This is a genomic window from Cognatishimia sp., assembly GCF_964229375.1.
In the GTDB taxonomy this organism is placed as follows: Bacteria; Pseudomonadota; Alphaproteobacteria; order Rhodobacterales; family Rhodobacteraceae; genus Cognatishimia.
Window position 1 is genome coordinate 1 of the sequence record NZ_CAXREH010000051.1, and the last position, 10,404, is coordinate 10,404.

Sequence of the window (10,404 nt, forward strand, 5' to 3'; positions counted from 1 at the left end):
TAACTTTCGGCCGCCTCGCGATGACGCCCCAGACGCGCCAACAGATCTGCGCGGCAGGCATGAAAGGGCTGATAGCGATCCAGTTTTCCCGCGTCCTGCACTGATGACAAAAGGCGCAGACCTGCCTCGGGGCTTTCGGCATAGGACAGGGCAACCGCCTGATTGACCCGCAGAACCGGATTTGGAAATCGTTGGTACAAAACGTCATAGAGCGCGACGATCTGCGGCCAGTCCGTCTGAGAAAACGCGGGGGCCTGCGCATGTACAGCACTAATCGCAGCTTGCATGCCATAACGACCGGCGGGGCCTTGCGTCAAAGCCGCCTCGGTCAAAGCAATGCCCTCGGTGATCCGCGCCCGGTTCCAGCGCGCGCGATTCTGAGATTCCAGCGGCACAAACTGCCCGTCCTCGCCGCGGCGTGTCAGGCGGCGACTGTCAGACAGCAGCATCAAGGCCAACAGCCCCTTGGCTTCGGCATGATCGGGCAACAACGCCACCAGAATACGGCCCAGCCGGATCGCCTCTTGCACAAGCGCTTCGCGCATCATCTCGCCGTTCGTGGCGTGACACCCTTCGGTGAAAATCAAATAGACCACGCGCAGAACGGCCTCGGTGCGGGCATCGATGTCCTGCGCCTCGGGTAATTTGAACCCGACTCCACCAGCGCTCAGCTTTTTCTTGGCCCGTGTGAGGCGCGCGGCCATGGACGCCGGTTTGTCCAGAAAAGATCGCGCGATCTCTTCGGTACTTAGCCCACCCAACGCACGCAGGGTCAGGGCCACCTGCGATTTCTCTTCCAGCGCAGGGTGACAACAGGAGTAAATCATTTCCAACCGATGGTCTGGGATTGTCATGTCCCGGTCCTCTGGGTCTGACTGGTGCTGCGACAACCACATCGCCAGATCCGCCGACTTGCGATCCGCAACAGAGCTGCGCCGAAGGCGGTCCAGCGCCTTGCGACGCGCAACCGTAATCAGCCACGCGTCAGGGTTTTTGGGTGCGCCCTGCTTTGGCCAGACCTCAAGAGCCGTTACAACGGCATCCTGAAGGCTGTCTTCGGCCAAGGCAAAATCGCCCGTAGTCGCGACAAGAGAAGACAAAAGACGCCCCCAGTCCTCGCGGATGAGCCGCGTGATCAAGGCCTGTGTCTGGACCGGGGGCAGCATTTGGGATCAGTCAAAAATCATCACAGGCCGCACTTCGACACGGCCATAGGCAGAGTCCGGGATCTTGGCTGCATAATGCAGCGCCTCATCAAGATCTTTGCAATCCAGAATATAGTATCCACCCAGCTGCTCTTTGGTTTCAGCGAACGGGCCATCTACGAATTCTGTTTTCCCATTCCGTACAGACACCGTCGTCGCGGTCGCCACCGACTGAAGCGCCTCGCCGCCAACCAATTTGCCCGCCTCGCGAACCTCTTCGGTGAAGTCCATATAGCCCTGCATATAGGGGCCGAACTCCTCGGTGCCGGGCTGGGGGCCGTTGTCTTCTGCGTTATAGATCAAGCACATGAACTGCATGTTGTGTTCCTTTCAAATGTCGCGAACTCTGGGGCGACGCACGGGTTAAACTCTGCATATGCCACAGCCGCGTTTTGGCCTCGGCACATCCGACTTAGGAAAGGTTTTGTTGCCTTTCTGTGTACCAGACGTTTGACGAAGCCGGAAATCGACAATCTTCGCAAAAAAATTTTTTGCCTGGTTCTTTGCGTTCTATTTCAGTGCTCTCAGGCTTTCTGAGGTAAAGGCGATATAGCCGTCAGACGTCTCGCAAAGATGCCCCTGCATCCGCGTGTGCACCTCTGGCAAGCGGTGAAACGGCACGTTTGGCAGTGTGTGATGCTCCGCATGATACGGCATATTCCACGCAAAGAAGCGAACGATGCGGTTGGTATAGGTCGTGCGTGTGTTTTCAAACATGTTGGACACAAAAGCGCAGCGCCCGTGTTCCGCCAACAGATACAGGCGCAGAAACGGCATCCCCAGCAACAGCGGCACGCCCCAGATCCAGATCAAGACATCCGAGACAAAAATGCTCGCGGCCGCTGCAACGTAAAACCCCACCAGAATTTGCGCCTCGCGCATCACCTTTTTGCGCGCGCCGCGCGGCACGAAATCGCCGGGGTCACGGCCAAGTGCATTGCCCACAAGCTGTTTCACCATGCCGATCCAATAGGGCATACCACTGACGTGCCAGACATAGGCCGCCTTGCTGTCGGGCTTGTGCCCTGCCAAAAGTTCCGGATCCTTGTCGGGAATATTGGTGAACCGGTGGTGCGCCATGTGGAAATATCGAAACCACAGAAACGGCTGCAAAATGAGCGCACCCGCCACGTGACCGACCGCTTCGTTAAGCCACTCAGCGCGAAACGGGGTCTTATGGGTCGCCTCATGTTCCAGCGTAAAGAGAAATACCAGCGCAATCCCAAGCGGCAGCATTGCCAAAGGCCACAGCGGCAGCTTCAGCCAAACAAAGGCGGCAAGGCCAAGGATGACGGCCGCATGTCCAAGCAAATGACGAAGTCCGGCGCCTGTGTCGCGGCGTTGCAGCTCTATCAGATCGTTTGAGCCAAGATTTGAAACAAAGTCTTTGTGATGCACGCGGCGCCTCCGGTGGCTCGGGTGCACATGCACAGCCTCCGAGCGTCTGAACACCTAACCACGGGATTGCCCTGCGCCAAACGAAAAACGCCGCGTGGGATCCACGCGGCGTTCAAATTCTTTGGGATCCAGCAGCTCTTAAGCGGCCAGAGCGCCTTTCGCTTGATCAACGATCGCAGCAAACGCGTCTGGTTCGTGAACTGCGAGGTCCGCCAGAACCTTACGGTCTACTTCGATACCAGCCAGATTCAGGCCGTTGATGAATTTGGAATATGTCAGAGCTTCGTCATGCGCACGCACAGCTGCGTTGATCCGTTGGATCCACAGCGCGCGGAAATTACGCTTACGATTCTTACGGTCGCGAGTTGCGTATTGGTTTGCCTTATCGACCGCTTGGGACGCGACCTTAAAGGTATTCTTGCGACGGCCATAATAGCCTTTTGCCGCTTTGACGATTTTCTTGTGACGGGCGTGGGTTACGGTACCACCTTTAACGCGGGACATATCTCAGGCTCCTTAGCGTGCGTACGGCATGTATTTTTTGACGATCTTGCTGTCGGCCTCACACAGGGTGGTGGTGCCGCGTGCATCACGAATAAACTTCGTGGTGCGCTTGATCATTCCGTGACGCTTACCAGCCTGGCCAGCCTTGACCTTGCCGCTTGCCGTCATCTTAAAGCGCTTCTTGGCGCTCGATTTGGTCTTCATCTTAGGCATTTCCGTCTCCTTCTTAAGTCGTCGGTACAGACGCGACTCGGCATGCCATCCAGCCGGCCACGCGATAGAGGCGCCGTATACGCGGCGAATCTGTCAGGGGCAAGGGGTTTTTCGCTTATTTTACGAGGCCTGCGAGCACATCAATCACGACCGCAGGCACCTCTTGCAGCGTATAGCCGCTGGGCTTGGCCGACATGGCATAGGCGATGCAGCCAATCGCCAGAATGGCCGACAGCAGAGAAAGCCTTGGCGAGCGGCTGTCCGCCAAGGCCGAAAGATACATAGGAATGGTCAAAACTGCGAGACACAAGCCAAGTGTCAGGAACAGATCTGGGGTCATTCGTACTCCGAAGGTTTGTGTCCTTCCGAGACTATTCCGGTTCGCTGGCGTAAATCAAACGCTCATCGCAAGGTGCAACCCGCAGAATGTTGGTTGTGCCCGGAATGTTGAACGGAACACCGGCGGTCACAACAACCTGATCCTTCTCGGTTGCAAGCCCCATCCGTTTGACAGCCCCAACCGAGGCCAGAACCGACGATTTGAACCGGTTGAACTCTTCGGTGATCACGGTGGTCGTGCCCCATGTCAGCGCAAGACGGCGCGCAGTACCACGACGGCTGGTCATCGCAACAATTGGAACCCGAGGACGTTCACGCGCCACTTTCAACGCGGTCGTACCAGATTGAGAGAAGCAACAAATCGCACTGATTTCAGTGGTTTCCGCAATCTCGCGGGCCGCAGCAACGATCGCGTCCGCAACGCTTTCGCCTTTCACGTGACGGCTGGCTTCAATGATCTCACGATAGGTGTCATCGCTTTCAACTTCGATGGCGACGTTGTTCATCGTCGTAACCGCTTCGATGGGGTACTCACCTGCGGCGGATTCTGCGCTGAGCATGATCGCATCCGCACCCTCATAGATCGCCGTCGCAACGTCCGAGACCTCGGCCCGTGTCGGCATCGGGCTTTCGATCATGCTCTCCAGCATCTGCGTCGCAACGATCACCGGCTTTGCATCGCGGCGGCAGCGACGGATCAAGCGTTTCTGAATGGGCGGTACGTTTTGTACTGGCAGCTCAACGCCAAGGTCTCCGCGGGCAACCATGATCCCGTCAGACACATCCAAGATGGCATCAAAGTCCTGAACCGCAGCAGGCTTTTCGATCTTGGACAGAACAGACGCTCGCCCGCGCACCATTTCACGCGCCTCAAGAACATCTGCCGGACGCTGTACAAAGGAAAGCGCAAGCCAGTCGACGCCCAGTTCACAAACAAACTCGAGGTCTTTCTTATCCTTGGCCGATAGCGCCGCCAGAGGCAGCACCACATCAGGCACGTTCACACCCTTGCGGTTAGAGATCGTGCCACCGGTGGTCACAACGCAATTGGCATAATCGTCGCCGCAGTCTTCGACCTGCAAACGGATCTTGCCGTCGTTGACCAGAAGGTTCGCACCAGGTTTCAGGGCCGCAAAGATCTCTTTGTGAGGCAGGCACACGCGATTGATGTCGCCGGGAGCTTCGTCCAGATCCAGGCGGAACTTCGCGCCTTCGACCAGATCCTCGGCGTCATTGGCAAAGGTGCCAACGCGCAGTTTCGGGCCTTGAAGGTCTGCCAGAATGGCGATCGGGCTGGAAAGCTCGTCTTCGATCTGACGGATGATTTTGTGACGCTCGGCGATCTCGTCGTGCGACCCGTGGCTCATGTTCAGGCGGAACACATCCGCACCAGCTTCATGCAGGGCTTTGATCGATTCATAGGTGCTTGATGCTGGACCCAAAGTGGCAACAATCTTTACATTTCTTAAACGTCTCATACCTGCTCTCTTATCTTGCAGCGGCCAAATGTTACCGCTAACTATATCGCAATGCGCCAATACGCAATTCCATTTTGGCTGAACCGCGCCTAGACAGCTAGCGGAAGGAAGCTACAGCCTCATGACATATCAGCCATTCTACATTACCGGCGCTGACCGACCGTCGCGCTGGGTTATCACGGTCGACCACGCAGCGAATACAGTTCCGCAAGACATCAACGGCGGTGATCTGGGTTTAGACGATGCCGACATGAACCGCCACATCGCATATGACATCGGCGCCAAAGGCGTAGCGCTGCATTTGGGTGACTTGCTGGACGCACCGGTAATTTGCTCGAATTTTTCGCGCTTGGTGATTGACCCCAATCGGGGCGAGATCGACCCGACGCTGATCATGCGCCTCTATGACGGCACAATAATTCCGGCAAACGGCGAGATTGACGACGCTGAAGAAGCGCGGCGCATCGCTGCCTATTATCGCCCCTATCATGACGCCGTCACACAGGTTCTGGCCGAACGCGAAGATCCTATCGTGGTGGCGATGCACAGCTTTTCGCCGCAGCTAAAGGGCCGCCCACCGCGCCCTTGGGAGGTCGCGATCTTACACGCCGATGGTTATGACAAGCGTAATTTCGGGCCGCATGTGATCAAACGTCTGGCCCAAGAACATGACCTGACTGTGGGCGACAACGAGCCCTATTTCGGTCACCTGCCCGGCGACGCCGTGGATCGCCATGCCGTCACGCCAGGGCGTGTGAACTGCTTGATCGAGGTCCGGCAGGATCTTATCTCAGAGGAAACAGGACAGCGCGACTGGGCAAACCGCCTCGCGCCTGTCTTAACCGACGCGCTGGCCGAAAGCGGCCTGTGAACACAGCTAAAACGGAGCCAGACATGGACGACCAAACCCGCATCGAACTAGAAGCCGCAGCCTTTCGCACCCTGCGCGCGCACCTGATGGAGCAACGCACCGACGTGCAGAACATCGACATGATGAATCTGGCAGGCTTTTGCCGCAACTGCCTAAGCCGCTGGTACCAAGAAGCCGCAAACGCCCGTGGCATCGAGATGGACAAAATGGAAGCGCGCGAGATTTTCTACGGCATGACCATGGACGAGTGGAAAGCCAACTATCAAACCGACGCAAGCCCTGCGCAGCAAGCCGAGTTTCAACAAAGCTTTGCTGAAAACGTCGGTAAGGATGGCTGACGCGCACGGCCAGACAACGGTCATTCTGGATGACGGTCGCAAGGTGCAAGAGCTGACCCTTGCGGCCCATGGGCTGAGCGCGAAGATCCTGACACTGGGCGCAACCCTTCGGGATCTGCGCCTTGAGGGGCACGCGCCGCCTTTGGTTCTTGGTTATCGCGACATTCAGACCTATGCGACAAATCCCGGATATCTGGGCGCAATTGTCGGACGATACGCCAATCGCATTCGCGGTGGCCGTTTTGACCTTGATGGCCACACGGTACAGCTCGACCAAAATGATGGCGACAACCACCTTCATGGCGGATCAGACGGATGCTCAAGCCAGATCTGGCAGGTTGAAGACCACCAAGCGGATGTCCTGTCCCTCAGCCTGACATTGCCCGATGGTCACATGGGGTTCCCCGGCGCTTTGCACCTTCAGTGCCAGTACACACTTCTGCCCAATGCAACGCTCGACATCCAGATCACGGGCCACAGCGACAAGCCAACACTGTGCAATCTGGCCCCTCACAGCTATTTCAATCTGGACGGCAGCGCGGCCATAGAAAACCAGATGCTGCAGATCCCATCGCAGCTTTATGTCCCCGTGGGGACGGCTGGTATTCCTTTGGGGCATGTCGAAACGGCTGAGGAGCACATGGATTTCCGCACCCCGCGCGCCGCCAACAGCACCCCCTTGGATGTGTGCTTCTGCTTTGACGCCGACGGCACGACATTGCAGCGCAATGCGACGCTAAACAGCACCACATCGGGTCGCAGCCTTGAGGTGTGGTCCAATCAACCCGGGCTTCAGGTCTACAACGCTCCGCAGATGCAAACCGAGGACGCAGGGCTTCTGGGCGCACCCTACGGCCCCTATTGCGGCATCGCCTTTGAGCCGCAGATCTGGCCAGATGCACCCAACCACCCGAGTTTCCCATCCGCCGTCCTGCGACCGGGCGAGACCTATCTCAACCACAGTCAGGTCCGGTTCACATAGAAAAAGGCGCCCTAAATCAGAGCCCCCTTGGGGTTTTCACTGGCAAACTGGATCAGATCGCTTTCGCGCGCGCCTCTTCCAAGTAAATCTCGCGCAGACGCTTTGCCAATGCGCCAGGCGTGCCGTCGCCAAGTGCCACGCCGTCGATCTCGACAACCGGCATCACAAAGGCCGAGGCAGAAGTGGTAAAGGCTTCGTCCGCCTCTTTCGCCTCATCGATGGTGAACAGACGCTCTTCAACCTGCATCTGCGCCTCTTCCGCCAAACGCAGAACCGCAGCGCGGGTGATCCCGTGCAGAATGTCGTTGGACAGCGGGCGGGTCACGATCTTACCGTCTTTGACGTAATAAGCGTTGTTGGACGTGCCTTCGGTGACATAGCCGTCCTCGATCATCCACGCGTCATCCGCACCGGCGGCTTTGGCCATCATTTTGCCCATGGACGGGTACAAAAGCTGCACGGTCTTGATGTCCCGGCGTCCCCAGCGGATGTCATCAATCGAAATCACCTTAACGCCTTTTTGCGCCGTGGGGTTGTTGGCCAGACTTGGCTTGTTTTGGGTGAACAAAACCAGCGACGGCGCCGTGGTTTCGGGATCCGGGAACACAAAATCCCGATCGCCGTCCGAGCCACGCGTGACCTGCAGATAGACAAGGCCTTCATCGATCTCGTTGATCTCAACCAGCTTACGGTGGATCTCAAGCAGTTCGTCCTTGGTGCAGGGCGCGCTCATGTCCAGCTCTTTCAAAGAGCGTTCCAGACGCACCGCGTGGCCTTCGAAATCCACCAGCTTGCCGCCCAGAACCGACGTGACCTCATAGACCGCGTCCGCCATCAAAAATCCACGATCAAAGATCGAAATCTTGGCTTCGGTTTCTGGCACATACTCGCCATTTACAAACACGGTGCGGGTCATTTTAGTCTCCGTTCGGTCTAGCCCCAGAGCGCCGCTGTCGACGGATGCACCCCAGAGTCATCAAATTTCAAGGCTTCGGTCCGGTCTTCGGCCAGAAGCAGCGGACCGTCAAGGTCTGTTACGCGCGCACCCTGCGCAACCAGCACAGCAGGCGCCATCGCAAGGGACGAGCCAACCATACAGCCCACCATCACATCATAGCCCTCAGCCAACGCCGCATCACGCAGCTTCAGCGCCTCGGTCAGCCCGCCGGTTTTGTCGAGCTTGATGTTCACAACGTCATATTTGCCCGCCAGTTTGGGCAGGCTTGTGCGGTCATGGCAGCTCTCGTCGGCACAGACAGGCACAGGGCGGTCCATCCCGATCAGCGCGTCGTCGTCGCCCGCCGGTACAGGCTGCTCTACCAGCGCCACGCCCAGTCGCACCAGATGCGGCGCAAGCTCGGCATAGGCCTCGGCTGTCCAGCCCTCGTTGGCATCCACAATGATGGTGGCATCCGGTGCGCCGCGACGCACCGCTTCAAGGCGCGGCATGTCGTCAGGCGTGCCCAGCTTGATCTTCAGCAACGGACGGTGCGCATTCTCGCGCGCCTGCGCCTCCATGGCCTCTGGCTCATCCAGCGACAGGGTATATGCGGTGATTTCAGGCTTGGGTGCAGGCAGACCTGCCAATTCCCAAACAGGTTTCCCAGCGGTCTTGGCTTCCAGATCCCACAACGCACAATCAACGGCGTTGCGCGCAGCACCCGCGGGCAGCAGATCTTGCAGCTCGCCACGGGTAAACTCCGCAGGCAGCCCTTCGATCTCGGCGGTCACAGACTCAAGGGTTTCGTCATAACGCGCATAAGGCACACATTCGCCCCAGCCTGTCACACCATCCTTTGTGACCTTAACGGTCAGAACCTGCGCCTCGGTGCGGGCCCCACGTGCAATGCGAAACACCTGCGCCAGCTTAAAGACGTCCCGAGCTACGGAAATTTCCAAAGCGTTGCTCCCCGCTTTCATCTTGTCAAAAATACTCCCGCCGGAGGCACCCTGCCTGCGCAAAGTGCCTCACCAGCGAAGTTAAATCAGATCGCTGCGAGAGCGTCCACCAGACGGCCGGCGCCATGGCGATATGGATCGACTGTCGGCAAGCCCATCTCGTCTTCGACCTTGGCACAATAGGCCAGAGCGTCTTCGTCGTTCAGGTGCTGAGTGTTGATCGAAATGCCAACGACCTGCGCATCAGCATTCGCAACGCGCGCCAAAGTCAGTGCAACATCACGCAGCTCGGAAAGGGATTTCAGCTTGTACCCTGGCAAACCACGCATGTGATCGCGGGTTGGCTCGTGACACAGGATCAGCGCATCTGGCTGACCGCCATGCACCAAGGCCATGGTCACACCAGAGTAGGACACGTGGAACAAAGAACCCTGCCCCTCGATCATGTCCCAATGGTCGTCATCATTGTCTGGGGTCAGATATTCAACCGAACCCGCCATAAAGTCTGCAATCACAGCGTCCAGTGGAACACCGCCACCGGTGATCAGGATACCGGTCTGACCTGTGGCGCGGAATGTGGATTTCAGACCGCGTTTCTGCATCTCTGCATCCATCGCCATTGCGGTGTACATTTTACCAACGGAACAATCGGTGCCAACGGCGAGACAGCGTTTGCCGCTGCGCTTCACACCAGTTGCGATCGGATAGTCAACGGTCGGCACGCGCACGTCGTGCAACATGCGGCCATTGGCTTCGGCGGCGGCCACGAGGTCAGCCTCATCGCGCAGCAGGTTGTGCAGGCCAGATGCCAGATCATAACCCTTTTCCAGCGCGGAAATCAGAACGTCTTTCCATTTCTGAGAAATCACACCGCCACGATTGGCCACGCCCAGAACCAGCGTTTTCGCGCCAGCGGCCAGGCCTTCGTCCAGGGTCATTTCTGTCAGACCAAGGTCGGCGCCACAGCCTTCAAGGCTGATTTGTCCAACCGCATTTTCCGGACGCCAATCGCGAATACCAATCGCAACTTTTGCAGCAAGCATGTCAGGCGCGTCGCCCAGGAACAGAAGATAAGGTGTCTTAATCATAGCGAAGCCTCGGAAGGTGTTTTGAGTCAGGCAAGGATTCCCGAAAAGCCACGCAAAATCCTCTTAATTTGCGCTTAGAACTCTGCCAC

At 57.7% G+C, this 10,404-nt stretch carries 13 protein-coding genes; 3 read left to right on the top strand and 10 right to left on the bottom strand.

Annotation, left to right across the window (positions count from 1 at the left end; genetic code table 11):
* The 7 genes from ACEQWH_RS03925 to pyk all read right to left on the bottom strand — a co-directional run.
* A partial coding sequence (locus ACEQWH_RS03925) for an RNA polymerase sigma factor (protein WP_370228410.1) occupies positions 1-1,166 on the bottom strand: 1,166 nt, incomplete at its 3' end.
* A 6-nt stretch (positions 1,167-1,172) separates the two neighbouring features.
* A complete protein-coding gene (locus ACEQWH_RS03930; protein ID WP_370228411.1) occupies positions 1,173-1,523 on the bottom strand; it encodes a YciI family protein in 351 nt (116 codons plus the stop codon).
* A gap of 192 nt (positions 1,524-1,715) precedes the next feature.
* Complete coding sequence (locus ACEQWH_RS03935; protein WP_370228412.1) at positions 1,716-2,603, bottom strand: fatty acid desaturase; 888 nt, start codon at positions 2,601-2,603, stop codon at positions 1,716-1,718.
* A 138-nt stretch (positions 2,604-2,741) separates the two neighbouring features.
* Complete coding sequence (rplT, locus tag ACEQWH_RS03940) at positions 2,742-3,107, bottom strand: 50S ribosomal protein L20 (protein WP_370228413.1); 366 nt, start codon at positions 3,105-3,107, stop codon at positions 2,742-2,744.
* A 12-nt stretch (positions 3,108-3,119) separates the two neighbouring features.
* Positions 3,120-3,320, bottom strand: coding sequence for a 50S ribosomal protein L35 (rpmI, locus tag ACEQWH_RS03945; protein ID WP_209357451.1), 201 nt, complete (start codon positions 3,318-3,320; stop codon positions 3,120-3,122).
* Positions 3,321-3,435: 115 nt separating this feature from the next.
* The gene (locus ACEQWH_RS03950; protein WP_370228414.1) at positions 3,436-3,660 is read right to left on the bottom strand and encodes a hypothetical protein; all 225 of its coding nucleotides are present in this window, start codon (positions 3,658-3,660) and stop codon (positions 3,436-3,438) included.
* Between the two features lie 31 nt (positions 3,661-3,691).
* Positions 3,692-5,137, bottom strand: a complete 1,446-nt coding sequence (gene pyk / locus ACEQWH_RS03955; protein WP_370228415.1) for a pyruvate kinase — start codon at positions 5,135-5,137, stop codon at positions 3,692-3,694.
* A gap of 121 nt (positions 5,138-5,258) precedes the next feature.
* Here pyk and ACEQWH_RS03960 point away from each other — a divergent pair, with 121 nt between their 5' ends.
* Genes ACEQWH_RS03960 through ACEQWH_RS03970 form a run of 3 tightly spaced genes read left to right on the top strand, consistent with a single transcriptional unit; the run spans position 5,259 to position 7,328 of the window.
* Positions 5,259-6,008: an N-formylglutamate amidohydrolase gene (locus tag ACEQWH_RS03960; protein WP_370228416.1), complete on the top strand. Its 750-nt coding sequence runs from the start codon at positions 5,259-5,261 to the stop codon at positions 6,006-6,008.
* A 23-nt stretch (positions 6,009-6,031) separates the two neighbouring features.
* Positions 6,032-6,346: a DUF1244 domain-containing protein gene (locus ACEQWH_RS03965; protein ID WP_370228417.1), complete on the top strand. Its 315-nt coding sequence runs from the start codon at positions 6,032-6,034 to the stop codon at positions 6,344-6,346.
* A complete protein-coding gene (locus ACEQWH_RS03970) occupies positions 6,339-7,328 on the top strand; it encodes an aldose epimerase family protein (RefSeq protein ID WP_370228418.1) in 990 nt (329 codons plus the stop codon). Before ACEQWH_RS03965 ends, ACEQWH_RS03970 begins: the two co-directional genes overlap by 8 nt.
* A gap of 52 nt (positions 7,329-7,380) precedes the next feature.
* On the opposite strand, the gene ACEQWH_RS03975 is transcribed toward ACEQWH_RS03970, so the two are convergent.
* The 3 genes from ACEQWH_RS03975 to dgcN all read right to left on the bottom strand — a co-directional run bounded on the left by ACEQWH_RS03975 (position 7,381) and on the right by dgcN (position 10,315).
* Positions 7,381-8,244, bottom strand: a complete 864-nt coding sequence (locus ACEQWH_RS03975; protein WP_370228419.1) for a D-amino-acid transaminase — start codon at positions 8,242-8,244, stop codon at positions 7,381-7,383.
* Between the two features lie 17 nt (positions 8,245-8,261).
* Positions 8,262-9,227, bottom strand: a complete 966-nt coding sequence (gene dgcA / locus ACEQWH_RS03980) for an N-acetyl-D-Glu racemase DgcA (protein ID WP_370228420.1) — start codon at positions 9,225-9,227, stop codon at positions 8,262-8,264.
* A gap of 86 nt (positions 9,228-9,313) precedes the next feature.
* Positions 9,314-10,315, bottom strand: a complete 1,002-nt coding sequence (gene dgcN, locus ACEQWH_RS03985) for an N-acetyltransferase DgcN (RefSeq protein ID WP_370228421.1) — start codon at positions 10,313-10,315, stop codon at positions 9,314-9,316.
* Between the last annotated feature and the right edge of the window lie 89 nt (positions 10,316-10,404).

Excerpts from the sequence above, each read along its gene's own strand:
- ACEQWH_RS03965 (WP_370228417.1), top strand. The coding sequence starts at position 6,032 with ATGGACGACCAAACCCGCATCGAACTAGAAGCCGCAGCCTTTCGCACC.
- ACEQWH_RS03970 (WP_370228418.1), top strand. The coding sequence starts at position 6,339 with ATGGCTGACGCGCACGGCCAGACAACGGTCATTCTGGATGACGGTCGC.
- pyk (WP_370228415.1), bottom strand. The coding sequence starts at position 5,137 with ATGAGACGTTTAAGAAATGTAAAGATTGTTGCCACTTTGGGTCCAGCA.
- ACEQWH_RS03960 (WP_370228416.1), top strand. The coding sequence starts at position 5,259 with ATGACATATCAGCCATTCTACATTACCGGCGCTGACCGACCGTCGCGC.
- dgcN (WP_370228421.1), bottom strand. The coding sequence starts at position 10,315 with ATGATTAAGACACCTTATCTTCTGTTCCTGGGCGACGCGCCTGACATG.
- rplT (WP_370228413.1), bottom strand. The coding sequence starts at position 3,107 with ATGTCCCGCGTTAAAGGTGGTACCGTAACCCACGCCCGTCACAAGAAA.
- ACEQWH_RS03950 (WP_370228414.1), bottom strand. The coding sequence starts at position 3,660 with ATGACCCCAGATCTGTTCCTGACACTTGGCTTGTGTCTCGCAGTTTTG.
- ACEQWH_RS03930 (WP_370228411.1), bottom strand. The coding sequence starts at position 1,523 with ATGCAGTTCATGTGCTTGATCTATAACGCAGAAGACAACGGCCCCCAG.
- rpmI (WP_209357451.1), bottom strand. The coding sequence starts at position 3,320 with ATGCCTAAGATGAAGACCAAATCGAGCGCCAAGAAGCGCTTTAAGATG.
- ACEQWH_RS03975 (WP_370228419.1), bottom strand. The coding sequence starts at position 8,244 with ATGACCCGCACCGTGTTTGTAAATGGCGAGTATGTGCCAGAAACCGAA.